Here is a 15,255-nt window from a genome sequence, read left to right as displayed (position 1 = left end):
CTCCTTCGAGACGGGCGTCCTGCGACGCGGTGACGGTCACGTTACGGAGCCGATCGTAAATAGTCAAGTCTGACTAGACTAGAATTGCGAAGCCGTTACACTCGGGGCACAGGCCGGGTGCGCGGCATCCCGAATCGCAGCACACCGCGCAGACGGCCACGCCCTGCCGCACGAGAGGAGAACCGTCGATGGCACGCCCCTCCGTCGCCGCCGAGCGTCGAGAACAGATTCTCGAGGCGACGATGGCGACGATCGCCGAGCACGGCATCCACGGCACGACGCTCGACCGCATCGCCACCGCGACCGGCATGTCGCGCGGACACGTGCGTCACTTCGTCGGCAACCGGGACAAGCTGCTGCTCGACACCGCGACGGCGCTCTTCGCCGACCCGAGCGGTGAGGTCGGCACGATACTGCCGGCCGGAACCGACGACCTCGGCAGCGCGCTCGACTACCTGTTCGGGCCGGCGTTCAGCTCACCCGACCGCGAGAACGCGGTGGTGCTCGGATTGGTGCAGCTCTCGCGCACGAACCCCGAGATCGCCGACGTGCTCACGACCGCCTACACGGCCACCCGGCTGCAGCTCGCCGACCTCGTCGCGCAGGGCCACCCGGATGCCTCCCCCGACGCCTGTCTCAACGCCGCGTACGGCGTGCTCACCTGCGCCCTCGGCTCGGTGTTCCTCGGCGACTTCGACGCCGACCCCACGCGCACTGCGCGCTCACGGGCCGCCGCCGACGCGCTCATCGCGGCGCTCTGAGGGCGGGTGCGGCTGCGGGACCGAGCGCGCTGCGCTGTCATCACTCGGCCCGATCGTGGTCGCCGTGATCGTCAGCGACGCACGTCGCCGAAGCGCGCCTAGCTGCCGCCGAGCAGCTGTGCCACACCGTCGAGCGCGCCCGGCACGAGGCGGTAGTACGCCCAGGAGCCGCGACGGGTGCGCGAGAGGAAACCCGCCTCGCTGAGGATCTTGAGGTGGTGCGACACCGTGGGCTGGCTGAGTCCGACCGGCTCGACGAGATCGCAGACGCATGCCTCCTGGTCGGCGGAGGCGGCGACGATCGACACCAGCCGGAGGCGGGTCGGGTCGGCGAGCGCCTTGATCTTGTGGGCGAGCTGGTCGGCGTCTGCGGCGCCGAGCGGCTCGCGCACCAACGGCGCGCAGCACGCACCGGCAGTGACGTCGGTGACCTCGAGCATCGTGGGCATGGCATCGATGCTACTCGATATTGACAATGATCGATATCGCGTCTCATACTGACATCGAAGTTCATCGATATGAGGAGGATGCAGTGACGCTGCTCGACCTGACCGTCCGGCCCGTTTCGAACGACCGACTGTCGACGCTGCCCGTCGTGATCATCGGAGCCGGCCCGATCGGCCTCGCCGCCGCGGCGAATCTCGTCGAGCGCGGCATCGACTTCGTGATCCTCGAATCCGGCGACGACATCGCCGACAGCGTGCGCTCCTGGGGGCACACCCGGCTGTTCTCGCCGTGGAAGCACCTCGTGGACCCGGCATCCCGTCGCCTGCTCGAAGCCGGCGGCTGGGAGCTGCCGTCCCCAGAGCGGGCACCGTCGGGCAGAGAGCTCGTCGACGCCTACCTCGTGCCGCTGAGCCGTGTCGAGGCGATCGCCCGCCGCATCCGCACCGGTGCCGAGGTGCTCGCGGTCAGCCGCGAGGGCATGGACCGCACGCGCAGCACGAACCGTTCGGCCACCCCGTTCCTCGTGCGCCTGCGCACCGCGGCCGGCGTCGAGGAGATGACCGCGCGCGCGGTCATCGACGCCTCCGGCACCTACCGGACGCCGAACTCGCTGAGCTCGAGCGGTCTGGGCCTGCTCGGCTTCGACGAGATCGCCGACCTCGTGCAGCCGGCCCTGCCCGACGTGCTCGGCCGCGACCGCGCGACGTTCGCCGGGAAGCACACGACCGTCGTCGGTGCCGGCCACTCGGCCGCGAACACGCTCCTCGGGCTCGTGCAGCTCGCCCGCGAGGTTCCCGGCACCCGGGTGACCTGGCTCATCCGCAACGCGCAGGCCGTGCGCGTCTCGTCGTCGGCCGACGACGAGCTCGCCGACCGGGCCCGGCTCGGCGGACGGGTCGACGCTGCGGTGCGCCGGGGTGACATCGAGCTCGTCGACGGCTTCGAGATCCTCCGCGCGCGGCGCGCCGACGACGACGGGATCGAGCTCGTCGGGCAGCGCCGTGGCGAGATGACGACGCACGCGACCGACGTCGTCGTGAGCGCGACCGGGTTCCGGCCGAACCTCGAGCTGCTGCGCGAGATCCGACTCGAGCTCGACGAGATCGTCGAAGCGCCGAAGCGGCTGGCGCCGCTCATCGACCCGAACGTGCACTCGTGCGGCACCGTCGAGCCCCACGGCTTCGCCGAACTGACCCACCCCGAGCAGGGCTTCTTCATCGTGGGCATGAAGTCGTACGGCCGGGCCCCGACGTTCCTCCTCGCCACCGGCTACGAGCAGGTGCGCTCGGTGACCGCATGGCTCGCCGGTGACCTCGCCTCAGCGTCGAACGTCGAACTCGTGCTGCCGGCGACCGGGGTTTGCTCCACCGACCTCGGCGGCGCGTCGAGCTGCTGCTCGTCGGCGTCGGGGTGCTGAACCGCTCGAGGCCGAGCGGGCCGTCAGGCGCTCGCGCCCTGCGGCAGCAGCTCGGCCAGCAGCGCCTCGACCCGACCGCGGATCTCATCGCGGATGGGGCGCACCGCCTCGATGCCCTGCCCGGCCGGGTCGTCGAGCTTCCAGTCCTCGTACCGCTTGCCGGGGAAGATCGGGCACGCGTCGCCGCACCCCATCGTGATCACGACGTCGGAGTCGCGCACCGCCTCGGTCGTGAGCACCTTCGGCACGTTGTTCGCGATGTCGATGCCCTCCTCGGCCATCGCCTGCACCGCGACCGGGTTGATCTGGTCCTTGGGCTCGGAGCCGGCCGACAGCACCTCGACGCGGTCGCCGCCGAGCTCGCGCAGGAAGCCGGCGGCCATCTGCGAACGACCGGCGTTGTGCACGCACACGAAGAGGACAGTGGGCTTCTCAGACATGGGCAGAACCTCTCCTCGCTCACGGACGGTTCAATCATAGATCACGATCTATGGATCAATCGGGCCGAGACGGGATGATTCAGCCGAGGTTCACTCGGAGGCGACGTCGAGGCTCGCGATGAGGTCGCGAACCCGGCGGTCGATGGCATCGCGGATTTCGCGAACCTGCTCGATCGGCCGGCCGACCGGATCCTCGAGCTCCCAGTCGAGATATCGGGTGCCGGGGTACACCGGGCAGGCGTCGCCGCAGCCCATCGTGATCACGACGTCCGCGGCGCGCACCACCTCGTCGGTCAGCGGCTTCGGGAACTCACCGCCGAGTGGCACGCCGACCTCCTCGAGCACGCTCGCGACCACCGGGGCGACCGCAGTCGCAGGTTCCGAGCCGGCCGTCCGGACCCGGATGCGGTCCCCGGCGAGCTGACGAAGCAGCGCGGCGGCCATCTGCGAGCGGCCGGCGTTCTGCACGCAGACGAACAAGACCTCGGGCACCTCCGAACGACGTCGGGTTCTCGCGGCGACGGCCGCAAGGCGCTGCGAGGCGAACTCCGCGGTCCGCGATGCGAGCTGCCGCTCGTGCCCGGCCCGGGCCAGGAGCCCATGGCTCTCGGCCACGAACCGTTCGACCGTCTCGCGGCTGAACGTGCCCGCGAAGCGCACCGCCAGATCGTCGACGACTCGCTCCATCACCCCATCGTCCGCGACCGCACCCGGCCGAGTGCCGACGATGTCGATCACCCGGTCGAGCTGGGCCGGGGCGACCGAGTACCAGACCCGTCGGCCTTCGGGTCGACGCTCGAGAACACCCACCGCCATCAGCACCTTCGCGTGATGCGTGATCGTCGGCTGACGCAGGCCGAGCTGCTCCGCCAACCGAGTGACGGTCGAGCGGCCCTCGGGCTCATCCATGATCAGCTCGAGCATTCGAGCGCGCGTCGGATCGGAGACCGTCGCAGACACCGACTGGGCCGAACTCATAGACCACAGCCTATGCGTTACCGCCGAGACGCTACCGCGCCGCCGGATCGCCGAAAACGACCTGCGGCGCCTTCACGGCTCTCGAAGGGCGGCGGCCACCGCGTCATGCCGTGAGCATGACAGCGTCCACCGCGCTCTCCGGTCCCGGGTCGGCGTTCAGACGTCGGGCGACCCCTCCGGCCAGGGTGCCCGACAGGCGTCGGCGAAGGCCCCGACGAGCGGGCCGGCGTTGGCGGTGCGCCAGACGAGCGCGTACTCGAGCGGCGGCGCGTCGGCGATGGGCACGAAGACCACACCCGGATGCCCGCCGTAGAAGGTCGCGGGCGATCCGGCGACCATCGCGCTGCGCCGGCCGGCCACGAGGGCCAGCAGTTCGCTGAAGGTGCTCGGCCGCGGGCCCGAGCGCGGGATCGGGCGACCACTCGGCGTGTGGCGCGGAATCATCCCGTCCATCCAGTGCTCCGGCCCGCCGACAGGGTCGCCGATCAGGTGGTCGGCGAGGTCCTCGAGCGAGATCGACTCGCGGTCGGCGAGCGGATGCCCCTTCCAGACCGCGAACACCCGGCCGCAAGTGAACACCGTGGGGCCGACCGTGAGGTCGGGGTCCCAGACGGGCTTCCACACCACTGCCGCATCGACCTCGCCCCGCCGCAACGGCCCGAACGCATCGCTGAAGGTGATCTCGCGGGTCTCGAGCTCGGCGCCGGGGTTGCGGCGCCGGAACTCGTCGAGGAGGTCGATGAACATGCCGCTGTCGCTGCCCATGACGCCGAGCCGGAGCGTGCCCACGGCACCCCGTGCCGACTCCCTCGCCTTGGCGACACCGGCGATGATCGCGCCGTACCCGTCGGCGAGGTCGTCGCGCAGTCGCTCGCCGAGCGGCGTCAGGATGACGCGTCGACTGCTCCGCTCGAACAGCGCCCCGCCGATCTGGGCCTCCTGGCTCTTGATCGCCTGGCTGACCCGCGCCTGCGAGACGTAGAGGCGTTCCGCGGTTCGACCGAAATGCAGTTCCTCCGCGAGGGTGAGGAAGATCTCGATGTCTCGCAGCTCCACCGCACTCCTCCGCACCGGCCAGACGATAAGCGCCACGTTATCGCAGCGCACCCGAACGGCCCGTTGATGGCCGGCCCCGCCCGGCGCGAACCTGAGAGGGCGACGCCGCACCGAGGCATCCGATCGACCGCCGCCGAGGAATTTCGAGAAATCCTGCTATTCGGTGTTGCTAAGTACCGGTACTCAGTGTTACTTTCTAGTGGTACCTAGCAAGACTGATTACCAGCAACACTGAATAGCAAGAAGGGGGTGGCCTGATGGGCAAGCAGATGACCGAGATGCTCAAGGGCACGCTCGAGGGCATCGTCCTCGCGATCCTCGCCACGGCTCCGGCCTACGGCTACGAGATCACGGCGCGACTGCGCGAGCACGGCTTCACCGACATCGCCGAGGGCACGATCTACGCCCTCCTCGTGCGGGTCGAGCAGCGCGGGCTCGTCGACGTCGAGAAGGTGCCCTCCGAGAAGGGCCCGCCGCGCAAGGTCTTCACGCTCAACGAGCAGGGCCGCGGCGAGCTCGCCGAATTCTGGGGGACCTGGAGCTTCCTCGCAGAACGCATCGAACAGCTCCGCAGCGACATCACCGACACGAACGACATCACCGACATCGAGAAGGAGCAGTGACCATGGCTGCCAAGTGGATCGAAGCCCTCACGGGCTCGCTCGAGCAGAAGAAGCAGTACAAGCAGGCGAAGGCGCGCATCGACGGCCTTCCCGCCCCCTACGCCGAAGCGGCAGGAGCCGTGCACCGGTACCTCCTGTACTCGGGTGACGTCACCGACGGCGACACCATGGTGCAGATGATCGCCGACCTCGCCGACCTGTTCGAGCGGGCCGCGATCGACGGCACCCCGGTCGCCGACATCATCGGCGACGACCCCGTCGAGTTCACCGAGTCGTTCGCCCAGGCGTACGGCGGCAAGCGGTGGATCGACAAGGAGCGCGCTCGCCTCAACCAGGCGATCGACGACGCGAAGAAGGAGCAGTCATGACCACCGTCACCGAACCCGCCATCCGGGTGCAGGGCATCGAGAAGTCGTTCAAAGACCTGCACGTGCTGCGGGGCGTCGACTTCGACGTCGCCCGGGGCTCGATCTTCGCCCTGCTCGGTTCGAACGGCGCGGGCAAGACCACCCTCGTGCGCATCCTCTCCACCCTGCTGAAGGCCGACGCGGGCTCCGCGACGGTCGGCGGGCAGGATGTCGCAACCGACGCGCCGGGCGTGCGCGAGGCGATCAGCCTGACCGGGCAGTTCGCCGCGGTCGACGAGGTGCTCACGGGCCGTGAGAACCTCGTGCTCGTCGCGAAGCTGCGCCACCAGAAGCATCCCGGCAAGATCGCCGACGACCTGCTCGCCCGGTTCTCGCTCACCGAGGCCGGCGGCCGCAAGGCCGGCACCTACTCGGGCGGCATGCGCCGCCGGCTCGACATCGCGATGAGCCTGATCGGCAGCCCGTCGATCATCTTCCTCGACGAGCCGACGACCGGCCTCGACCCGCAGGCCCGCATCGAGGTGTGGCAGACCGTCAAGCAGCTGGCCGACGGGGGCACCACGGTGCTCCTCACGACCCAGTACCTCGACGAGGCCGAGCAGCTCGCCGACCGCATCGCGATCCTGCACCGCGGCACCATCATCCAGAACGGCACGCTCGACGAGCTGAAGCGGCTGCTGCCCGCGGCCAAGGTCGAGTACGTCGAGAAGCAGCCCTCCCTCGAAGACGTCTTCCTCGCCCTCGTCGGCGAGACGGGCGACGAGCAGGGAGACGCCGCCGAAACCCAGAAGGAGGCAACACGATGACCACCCACGCCATCAGCGACACGGCCGTGCTCACGGGCCGCTCGCTGCGCCACATCCTCCGCAGCCCTGACACGATCATCACGACCGCGGTCACCCCGATCGCCCTCATGCTGCTGTTCGTGTACGTGCTCGGCGGAGCGATCAACACCGGGTCGAACGAGTCGTACATCGACTACATGCTGCCCGGCATCCTGCTCATCACGATCGCGTCGGGCGTCGCGTACACCTCGTACCGGCTGTTCCTCGACCTGCAGGGCGGCATCTTCGACCGCTTCCAGTCGATGCCGATCGCCCGGTCGAGCGTGCTCTGGGGGCACGTGCTGACCTCGCTCGTCTCGAACCTGGTCTCGATCGCGATCGTCACCGGCGTCGCGCTCATCATGGGCTTCCGCACGGGAGCCGACCTGTGGGCGTGGCTCGCGGTCATCGGCATCCTGGTGCTGTTCACGCTGGCCCTGACCTGGCTCGCGGTGATCGCGGGACTCTCGGCGAAGACGGTCGACGGCGCGAGCGCCTTCGCCTACCCGCTGATCTTCCTGCCGTTCATCAGCTCGGCGTTCGTGCCGACCGACTCGATGCCGGGCCCCGTGGCCTGGTTCGCCGAGAACCAGCCCGTCACCTCGATCGTCGACACCACCCGCGCGCTGTTCAGCGGCCAGCCCGTCGGCAGCGACATCTGGGTCGCGCTCGCCTGGCTCGTCGGCATCATCGCGATCGGCTACATCGGGGCGCTCGCGGCCTACCGCCGCAAGCTCAGCTGAACCGGATGCCGCGGCGACTGCGCCGCGGCATCCCGCCGTCTCACGCATCGAGGAGGAGAGACATGAATTTCTGGGACACCATCACCGGCAACGACCTCCGCAGGGAGCTCACGGCGTTCGACGCCCGAGCCGAGGCCCTGCCGGCCGACTACCGGGCGGCCTTCGAGGAGATCAAGCTCCAGCTCTGGGGCTACGCCGACTTCACGGGCCGCAACCTGATGCCGATCCTCGACGGGGTCCTCGGACTCCTCGAGGAGACGGCCGCAGAAGGACAGGGCATCGACGAGGTGCTCGGCGACGACATCCCCGGGTTCTGCCAGGCGCTGGCCGGCGGCGAGGGGGCCAAGGGCTTCCGCGACAAGTGGCGCGAGCAGCTCAACCGCAACGTCGCGAAGAAGCTCGCACGGCTGGGAGGCTGACATGGGAATCCACGACATCATCGAGGGCAAGCGCGAGTGGCGCGCCCACCAGGCTCGGGTCCGGACCCTGCCGAAGGACTACCAGGTGGTCTACGGCGAGATCCAGAAGTACTACTTCAAGATCGGCCCCGTCGGCCTCGAGGACGGCACCCTGCTCTCGGGCATCGTCGACTTCTTCGAGGACGGCGCGGCGAAGGGCGTCGGCGTCATCGAGCTCATCGGCGACGACGTCGCCGCGTTCGCCGACGACCTCGTGAAGGACACGCCGACGTACGCCGACCGCTACCAGGCGTCGCTCGTCGCGAAGGCGCGCGAAGGCGGCGAGTGAGCCGCGCGACGAAGGGGGCGCACCGTTCGGTGCGCCCCCTTCTCGTCGTGCATCACCCCGCGATCGACTGCAACTTCGTGCGGATCTCCTCGCTCGTGTGCGACTCCTGGTCGAGGTTCGCCTGCAGCAGAGCGGCCGCATCGGTGGCGCCCATCGCGGTCACCGGCACGATCAGCGACTCGTACGCGGAGATCTCGTAGTGCTCGTTGCCGAGTGCGCTCGCGAGCGCGGCCTGATCGCGCAGCTTCGGCGCGCTCCGCTCGAGCAGCGAGGCGGCCTGGCGGCTGATGCCCTTCGTGCTCGGCGACGGCGCGGTCGATTCGCGCAGTTCGAGCAGCCGGAACACCTGCTGGAGGTTGGCGATCTGCTCGCGCGTCTCGTCGGCGTGATGGCGGAAGAGCTTCTTGATCTCCGCGCTCTTCACCGCACCGGCGAGTTCGCCCAGCGCCGCGAGGGAGTCGTTCTCCATCGTCATCGCCGTGCGCAGCTGGAAGTGCAGCAGGTCGCCGGGGCTCTCGAGGCTCTGCTTGACCATGACGCGGCCCTCAGTCGCGATCCGTGAAGACGTCCTTGGCGCGTTCGCCCGCGTCCTTCACCTCGTCGCCGGCCTGCTTCATGTCGGCCTTGGCCTCGTCGACGTGGCCCTCGGCCTCCATCTCCTCGTTGCCCGTCACCTTGCCGACGCCCTGCTTGATCTTCGCGCCGGCCTCTTCGGCCTGATGCTTGGCCTTGTCTCCGATTCCCATCGTGATCACCCCTGTGTATCGAGTCCCCGATGCCGAGCCGGCAACGAGGGGCGCCCGATCGGCGCCGGTGCCTGGCTCGGCACCTGCTTCCACGCTCGCACCGGGCCGATGACCCCTCAAGGGATTGACAGCCTCGGAGCGATGTGCCGAAACGGGCGCGCGCTCACGCGCGCTCGCCCGCGCGTGCTCATGCGTCCGGCGCGAGGTCGGTACGCCCGGGCCCCTCGAGACGGCGTCCGTCAGCGGCGAACCGGCTGCCGTGCAGCGGGCAGTCCCACGTGCATTCCTCGTCGTTCCAGGCCACGATTCCGCCGAGATGGGTGCACACGGCCGAGACTCGGCGGGTCACGCCGTCGACGGTGCTCTCGGCGATCGGCGGCACGCCCCGCTCGACCCGTCCCTCGCCCTCGGCCGCCGGCCCGTCGTGGGAGCCCGAGATCGCTCGGACGACGCCGCCGAGCAACCGCCCGACCGCGTCGGCGTTCCGCGCCACGACGGCTCCGGCATCCGACGCCGTGACCGGTCGGTCGTAGAGCCGCGCCGCCCAGTCGGGCAGGTCACCGCCGAGGCCCTGGGCGATGGCGATGCCGGCGGCGGCCCCGGCCGCGAGCCCCCACTTGCCGAACCCGCTCGCGAACCACGGGCCATCGCTGCCGAGCCGGTCGACATCGGGCGCCCCGTCGAGCGAGTCGTAGTCCTGGGCCGCCCAGTGGTGGGTGAGGCGCGCCCCGGGGAAGCGGTCACCCACCCACCGATGCAGCTCCCGCGCCCGCTCCGCGGTCGATGCCGCATGACCGACCAGGTCGTCGTTGCCGGCGACGACGAGGTATTCCACGCCGCCCCGACGTGCCGGCCGCAACGATCGCGTCGGTCCGTCGACCGTGAGGTGCATGCCGGCGAGCCGACGGCTGCCGGTCGCGAACGCCGCGACGTGCGACCGGGAGGGCGTCGTGCGTGCGAAGGTGAGCCCCCGATCGACGATCGGGGTGCCGGTCGCGAGCACGAGCTCGTCGGCGCGCAGCACGCCCCGCTCGGTCTCGACCTCGTGTCCCGAGCCCGACGACCGCACGTCGAGCACGCGGCATCCGGCGACCACGGGGATGCGGGCGACCCGGGCGATCGTCACGAGCCGGCGCACGAGCACCATCGGGTCGAGCATGAACTGGTCATCGAGCGCGAGCACGCTGCGCGCCTCGACCGGGCACTCGGCCGGGTCGCCCCAGCGCACCCCGAGACCGAGCTCGCGCGCGACGTCGTGCTCGGCCGCCAGCTGCTCGGCGCCCGCCGCAGTCGTGGCGAAGCTGTAGGCGGTCGCCTCCTCGTAGCCCTCGTCGTGGCCTGAGAGCAGGGCGCGGAGCCATGCCGCGCCGTTGCGGCACGCCTCGAGGTACGCGGCCGCGACCTCGATCGAGTTGCGCTCCCGCACCGTCGAGAGCCGAGCGCCCTGCAGCAGGGTGACCTTGCCGGTCGAGCCGCCGGTCGTGAGCGAGCCCGGCTCGGCGGCATCGAGCACCACGACCCGGCGACCGGCGTGCGCCAGCTGCACGGCGACCGTCAGCCCGACGAGGCCGGCCCCGACGACGAGCACGTCGCAGTCGCGCTCTCGAGGCAGGTCGTCGACGGCGCCCGCCTCGACACCGTCCCGCCAGAGCGATCCCATGACTCAATCGTCCCGGCGCCCCGGTGCAGGCGCGAGGGCTTGACAGCCTGCGGTCGTGAGCGGCGCCGATGCCGCATCGACTGTGGTACGTGCCCGCGTGCGCCGGTGGCCCGCGCGAACACTCTCGATCCCGTTGCGGGAAGTCAACCCCTTGAAGCCCGAACGCCGCCGTCCCTACCGTGGAAGAGTCGTGACCCGCCCGACCGGGACCGACCGACCGGGGGCCGACCATCGGCCCTGACACTCCCGAAGGAGGGATTCACCCGATGAACATCCTGCTGATCGTCATCGTCGTCATCGCCATCATCCTCGCCATCACCGGCGGCTTGGTGCAGTCGCTGAACTTCCTGCTCTGGGTCGGACTCGTCCTCTTGGCGATCGCCGTGATCGCCTGGTTGATTCGAGCGATCTCGGGCCGCAACTCCAGCGTCTGACAACGCTCGACCGTTCCTCGAGGGACCGGGGTCGGCGCATCCGCGCCTACTCTGGTCCCTCGAGGAACGGCTCGTGGCGGTACGTCCCACCGTCGAGGATCGCGACGGTCGCCTCGGGCACTTCGACGAAGACGCCCGGCATGTCCGTCAGCGGCTCCGAGACGATGACCCGCGCCGTCTTCCCGAAACCCTGCAACTGCGGGGCGTCGGGGTACATCTGCTGCAGCGAAGCCATGTCGACCGAGTGGAACAGGGTGCGCGTGCGGCCAGCGCTCGAATAGCGGAACGCCCATACCGCCGCGCCGTCCGCGACGGCGACGGTGCCCTGCATCGGGAACTCGACACCGTGCGCGTGTCCGACCTCCTCGACCTTCCGGATCGCCTTCGTCATGCCGGCGACCGGATCGTCGCGCAGGCCCAGCGTGAGCGCGAGGTAGAACAGCACCTCCGTGTCGGTCGTTCCGCGAATCAGTGGGAAGAACGACTCGTCGATCGCGAGCATGAGGTCGCGGCGCACGCCCGCGAAGCCGCCGAGCCCGCCGTTGTGCATGAAGAGCCAGTTCTCGTGCCGGAACGGATGGCAGTTGGTCTGCTGGATGGGCGGTCCCGCCGCCGCCCGCACGTGCGCGAAGAACAGCGGGCTCTCGATCGCGCGGGTGATCTCGCGCAGGTTCTCGTCGTGCCAGGCCGGCTCGATGCTGTGGAAGAGCCACGGCTCGGTGCCGACCGTCGCACCTTCGGGATACCAGCCGACGCCGAAGCCGTCGCCGTTGACGGTCTCGGCGCCGAGTGGCGAGTTCAGCGACTGCGCGACGAGCGAGTTCTGGGTGTCGAGGATCAGCCGCGCGGGCTGGATCGGCTCTCCCGAGTAGGCCAGCCAACGACACATGAGCCCCACCTCCCATGACGGTTACGGATGCCTCGGGGCCGACGATACGCCTCCGTGGCGCACCGGTCGAGAGCAAGCGGGGTCGAGAGCAGGCGTTTCGAGTCGAGGCGGGTCGAGGAGCGAGCGCAGCGAGCGCCTCCGACGCAGGTTGAGGAGCGAGCGCAGCAAGCGTCTCGAAACCCTCCCCTACGCGTCGCCCTTCGTCGCCCGCGGGCACGCCGCGCTCTTCGTCATCTTCTCGACCGCCTGGTCGTACGACCAGGGCAGCACGACGAGCGGCTGCTTGCGATCGCCCGATGCCTGCGCCTTCGAGCCGGCCGAGGCGAGTGCGAACGCGGCCTCGCGAACGAACTCCTCGCCCGAGGTGGAGTTGTTGAGGGCGATCACGACCGTGAGCCCCGACTCGGGGTCGGTGAACGCCGCGGTCAGTGCGCCGGCCGACTCGCCCGCGGTGCCGCGGAGCGGACCGTACTCGAAGCCGCCGAGCCCGTACTCGTACCATGCGGGCGCATCGCCGCCGACCGGCTCCGTCGTCCACTGCTCGCGCGCGCTGTGCTCACCGAGGAGCGCCCCGGTCGCGAAGGCCTCGCTCAGGCGCCGGGTGTCGTCGAGACTCGAGACGGCGCCGGCGGCGGCCGCACCCATCGAGCTCGACTGCGACGAGTCGTCGTGGATGGAGTCGCAGTCCGCCGTGCCGCCGTTCGTCTCGGAGGCGTACCCGCCGAGCAGGCCGGCGTGCCCGCCGTCGTCGGGTGCGGGCAGTTCGGTGTCGTCGAGGCCGAGCGGCTCGAACACGTACTGGTCGGCGAGTTGCGACCAGGTGCGCCCCGTCGCCTCCTCGAGCGCCCGCGACAACAGCAGCACCCCCGTGCGGGAGTAGGCGTAGTCGTCGCCCGGCGTGCCGGTGCGCTGCACCGCGAGACCGCTTGCGAGCAGTTCGTTCGGCGACCAGACGCGTTCGGGGTTCTGGACGAACTGGGCCTCGAGGCCGGGATAGTAGTCGCCGAGGCCGGAGGTGTTGCGGCAGAGCTGCTCGAGGGTGATTCCGTCGAGCCCGGGAACCCGGTCGACGTACTCGTCGACCGGGTCGTCGAGCGAGACCGTCCCGGTCTCGGCGAGGCGCATGAGCATCGTGCAGGTGATCTCGCTCGTCACCGTCGCGAGTCGGAAACCGGTGTCGACGGTGACGGGCCGGGACTTCTCCTTGAAGTCGACGGAGCCCGAGGCGCCCGTCCACGAGCCGGCCCAGGGCGCCCAGACGCCGGCGACCCCGCCGCTCGATCCGCTGAGCGCGACGGCCTGGTCGAGCGTCGCTTGCAGCTTCTCGACGAGCGCGTCGTCGTAGTGGGCGTCGACCGGTTCGAACCGGCTCGACGGATCGACGGAGCCGCCGGTGCAGCCTGACAGGGCGATGCCCGCGGCGAGCGCGACGATCGCCGCGGTGACGGCCCGCGCCGCTCGCCGTCTGCCCCCAGTACGGTCAGCCACCGTGCCCCCTCAAGCCGTGTGTCCGCAGAAATTGTAACCCGCGTAGGCGGCGACACCCGGTTCGACGAGCGCCGTGCGAGCGGTGCGCCGTCACCTCGCGGCGGCGACTCGCCCCTCCTACAGATATGTCCGCACGGGCCCGAAAGGTTCCCGGCGGCCGAATCAGCGAGCGCCCGCGCCGATCTCGCGAGCCGCGCCCGCCATGAACCGCTCCACGTTGCGGTCGACGATGATGTCGCTCGGCCGCAGCGGACGCTGCAGGTAGAGCCCGTCGAGCGCCGTCAGCCTGCTGAGGGCGACGTAGGTCTGCCCCGGGCTGAACACTCGCGGCCCGAGGTCGACGATCGCGGTGTCGTAGCTCGCGCCCTGCGACTTGTGGATCGTCACCGCCCACGCGAGCCGCAGCGGGAACTGCGTGAACTCGGCGACGATCTCCTTCTCGAGCTTCTTGCGCACCGGGTCCCAGCTGTAGCGGTACTTCTCCCACGTGACGGGCTCGACCTCGTGCTCGTCGCCGTCGATGTCGACGCGCACCTCGCGCTTGAGCGAGGTGATCGTGCCGATCGTGCCGTTCACCCAGCGCTGGCCCTCGGGGCCGATCGCCGTGTCGTTGCGCAGGAACATCACCTGCGCACCGACCTTGAGCTCGAGCCGTTCGTCGGCCGGGAAGGCGCGTCCGCCGAAGTCGCCGTTCACCTCGGCCTCGTTCGCCTTCGACGTGCCGGGCAGCCGGTGCAGCGCGGTCGCGTTGATGCGGTTCACGGTGCTGTTCGTCGTCGCGAGCGTGATCGCCCCCTGCTCGGGCAGCGGGCGACGCGCGCCGACGCCGTTGAGCACGCCGGCCATCTCAGCCGTCACCCGGCCGTGGCGCACGGCGTTGAGGAGCTGCTTGAACTGGTCGTCGTGCTGCCGGTGGATCTCGCCGAGCTCGAAGATCTTGAGGTCGGCCTCACGCCACACCTTCGCGTCGAAGAACCACATCGAGTCGTAGGTGTCGGCGAAGTACGCGCGCTCCTCGGCATCGCCGGGGACCGGCGCGAGCTGGTACGGGTCGCCGAAGAGCACCACCTGGGCGCCGCCGAACGGCTCGAGCGGCCGCTGCCGCGCCTGCCGGAGCGACCGGTCCATGGCGTCCATGAGGTCGGCGTTGACCATCGACACCTCGTCGACGACGAGCGTGTCCATCGCATTGAGGATCTTGCGGACGGTGTCGTTCTGGTCGATGTCGTGGTCGGCGATGACCCCGATCGGCAGCCGGAACAGGGAGTGGATCGTCTGGCCGCCCACGTTGAGCGCGGCGACCCCGGTCGGCGCGCAGATCACGATCTGCTTCTTCGTGTGCCAGTTGAGGTGGTTCAGCAGGGTCGACTTGCCGGTGCCCGCCCGGCCGGTGACGAACACGTGCTCCCGTGTGTCCTCGATCGCCTGGAACACCGCGGCCTGTTCGCGGGAGAGGGTCACGTTCTGCACGGGCGGTCTTTCGATGGTCGGGGCGGATGCCGCTCCCACTGTAACCGCGGGAGCACGGCCGCGGTCTCGGGACCCGGGTCTGTGCAGATCCCGCGGGTTGGGGAGGGAGCGCAGCGATCGTCTGGAACCCGGGCCTGTGGAGATCCTCAGGTTGATCGCGCGCG

Annotated in this window: 19 protein-coding genes; 9 read left to right on the top strand and 10 right to left on the bottom strand. The window is 70.1% G+C overall.

Features of this window, described 5'->3' with window-relative positions; translation table 11 throughout:
• Window positions 1-188: 188 nt before the first annotated feature.
• A complete protein-coding gene (locus MUN74_RS09390) occupies window positions 189-761 on the top strand; it encodes a TetR/AcrR family transcriptional regulator (protein ID WP_244856203.1) in 573 nt (190 codons plus the stop codon).
• 98 nt (window positions 762-859) lie between these two features.
• On the opposite strand, the gene MUN74_RS09385 is transcribed toward MUN74_RS09390, so the two are convergent.
• Window positions 860-1,210, bottom strand: a complete 351-nt coding sequence (locus MUN74_RS09385) for an ArsR/SmtB family transcription factor (RefSeq protein WP_244856202.1) — start codon at window positions 1,208-1,210, stop codon at window positions 860-862.
• Window positions 1,211-1,293: 83 nt separating this feature from the next.
• Between MUN74_RS09385 and MUN74_RS09380 the strand changes: the two genes are divergently transcribed.
• Complete coding sequence (locus MUN74_RS09380; protein ID WP_244856201.1) at window positions 1,294-2,625, top strand: FAD-dependent oxidoreductase; 1,332 nt, start codon at window positions 1,294-1,296, stop codon at window positions 2,623-2,625.
• Window positions 2,626-2,648: 23 nt separating this feature from the next.
• On the opposite strand, the gene MUN74_RS09375 is transcribed toward MUN74_RS09380, so the two are convergent.
• From MUN74_RS09375 to MUN74_RS09365, 3 genes are all read right to left on the bottom strand, one after another.
• Window positions 2,649-3,065 (bottom strand): arsenate reductase ArsC, encoded by a 417-nt coding sequence (locus MUN74_RS09375; protein WP_244856200.1) that lies wholly within the window; start codon window positions 3,063-3,065, stop codon window positions 2,649-2,651.
• Window positions 3,066-3,155: 90 nt separating this feature from the next.
• On the bottom strand, window positions 3,156-4,043 hold the full coding sequence (locus tag MUN74_RS09370; RefSeq protein WP_244856199.1) for a metalloregulator ArsR/SmtB family transcription factor: 888 nt from the start codon (window positions 4,041-4,043) through the stop codon (window positions 3,156-3,158).
• A gap of 156 nt (window positions 4,044-4,199) precedes the next feature.
• On the bottom strand, window positions 4,200-5,099 hold the full coding sequence (locus MUN74_RS09365) for a LysR family transcriptional regulator (RefSeq protein WP_244856198.1): 900 nt from the start codon (window positions 5,097-5,099) through the stop codon (window positions 4,200-4,202).
• Window positions 5,100-5,356: 257 nt separating this feature from the next.
• Between MUN74_RS09365 and MUN74_RS09360 the strand changes: the two genes are divergently transcribed.
• From MUN74_RS09360 to MUN74_RS09335, 6 genes are all read left to right on the top strand, one after another.
• Complete coding sequence (locus MUN74_RS09360; protein WP_244856197.1) at window positions 5,357-5,722, top strand: PadR family transcriptional regulator; 366 nt, start codon at window positions 5,357-5,359, stop codon at window positions 5,720-5,722.
• A 2-nt stretch (window positions 5,723-5,724) separates the two neighbouring features.
• Window positions 5,725-6,090: a DUF1048 domain-containing protein gene (locus MUN74_RS09355; RefSeq protein ID WP_244856196.1), complete on the top strand. Its 366-nt coding sequence runs from the start codon at window positions 5,725-5,727 to the stop codon at window positions 6,088-6,090.
• A complete protein-coding gene (locus MUN74_RS09350; RefSeq protein WP_244856195.1) occupies window positions 6,087-6,896 on the top strand; it encodes an ABC transporter ATP-binding protein in 810 nt (269 codons plus the stop codon). The genes MUN74_RS09355 and MUN74_RS09350 overlap by 4 nt, the downstream gene beginning before the upstream one ends.
• Window positions 6,893-7,657: an ABC transporter permease gene (locus MUN74_RS09345; RefSeq protein WP_244856194.1), complete on the top strand. Its 765-nt coding sequence runs from the start codon at window positions 6,893-6,895 to the stop codon at window positions 7,655-7,657. Before MUN74_RS09350 ends, MUN74_RS09345 begins: the two co-directional genes overlap by 4 nt.
• 62 nt (window positions 7,658-7,719) lie before the next feature.
• Window positions 7,720-8,076, top strand: a complete 357-nt coding sequence (locus MUN74_RS09340) for a DUF1048 domain-containing protein (protein WP_244856193.1) — start codon at window positions 7,720-7,722, stop codon at window positions 8,074-8,076.
• 1 nt (window position 8,077) lies between these two features.
• On the top strand, window positions 8,078-8,404 hold the full coding sequence (locus MUN74_RS09335; protein WP_244856192.1) for a DUF1048 domain-containing protein: 327 nt from the start codon (window positions 8,078-8,080) through the stop codon (window positions 8,402-8,404).
• Window positions 8,405-8,456: 52 nt separating this feature from the next.
• On the opposite strand, the gene MUN74_RS09330 is transcribed toward MUN74_RS09335, so the two are convergent.
• The 3 genes from MUN74_RS09330 to MUN74_RS09315 form a co-directional block, all read right to left on the bottom strand.
• Window positions 8,457-8,939 (bottom strand): YciE/YciF ferroxidase family protein, encoded by a 483-nt coding sequence (locus tag MUN74_RS09330; protein WP_244856191.1) that lies wholly within the window; start codon window positions 8,937-8,939, stop codon window positions 8,457-8,459.
• Window positions 8,940-8,949: 10 nt separating this feature from the next.
• Window positions 8,950-9,150 (bottom strand): CsbD family protein, encoded by a 201-nt coding sequence (locus MUN74_RS09325; RefSeq protein ID WP_231429339.1) that lies wholly within the window; start codon window positions 9,148-9,150, stop codon window positions 8,950-8,952.
• Window positions 9,151-9,337: 187 nt separating this feature from the next.
• A complete protein-coding gene (locus MUN74_RS09315; RefSeq protein WP_305038270.1) occupies window positions 9,338-10,810 on the bottom strand; it encodes an FAD-dependent oxidoreductase in 1,473 nt (490 codons plus the stop codon).
• Between the two features lie 266 nt (window positions 10,811-11,076).
• Here MUN74_RS09315 and MUN74_RS09310 point away from each other — a divergent pair, with 266 nt between their 5' ends.
• On the top strand, window positions 11,077-11,244 hold the full coding sequence (locus MUN74_RS09310; protein WP_244856190.1) for a hypothetical protein: 168 nt from the start codon (window positions 11,077-11,079) through the stop codon (window positions 11,242-11,244).
• A gap of 46 nt (window positions 11,245-11,290) precedes the next feature.
• Here MUN74_RS09310 and MUN74_RS09305 read toward each other — a convergent pair whose 3' ends face one another.
• The 3 genes from MUN74_RS09305 to MUN74_RS09295 all read right to left on the bottom strand — a co-directional run bounded on the left by MUN74_RS09305 (window position 11,291) and on the right by MUN74_RS09295 (window position 15,091).
• Window positions 11,291-12,133, bottom strand: a complete 843-nt coding sequence (locus tag MUN74_RS09305) for a class II glutamine amidotransferase (RefSeq protein WP_244856189.1) — start codon at window positions 12,131-12,133, stop codon at window positions 11,291-11,293.
• A 186-nt stretch (window positions 12,134-12,319) separates the two neighbouring features.
• The gene (locus tag MUN74_RS09300; RefSeq protein ID WP_244856188.1) at window positions 12,320-13,621 is read right to left on the bottom strand and encodes a serine hydrolase domain-containing protein; all 1,302 of its coding nucleotides are present in this window, start codon (window positions 13,619-13,621) and stop codon (window positions 12,320-12,322) included.
• A gap of 162 nt (window positions 13,622-13,783) precedes the next feature.
• Window positions 13,784-15,091 carry an ATP-dependent DNA helicase gene (locus tag MUN74_RS09295; RefSeq protein WP_244856187.1) on the bottom strand — a complete coding sequence of 436 codons (1,308 nt, stop codon included), beginning with the start codon at window positions 15,089-15,091 and terminating at the stop codon, window positions 13,784-13,786.
• Window positions 15,092-15,255: the final 164 nt, after the last annotated feature.

This window comes from Agromyces sp. H17E-10 (genome assembly GCF_022919715.1).
Lineage (GTDB): Bacteria > Actinomycetota > Actinomycetes > Actinomycetales > Microbacteriaceae > Agromyces.
The sequence above is the reverse complement of the archived record's forward strand: the minus strand, read 5'-3'. Positions and strand labels throughout refer to the sequence as shown.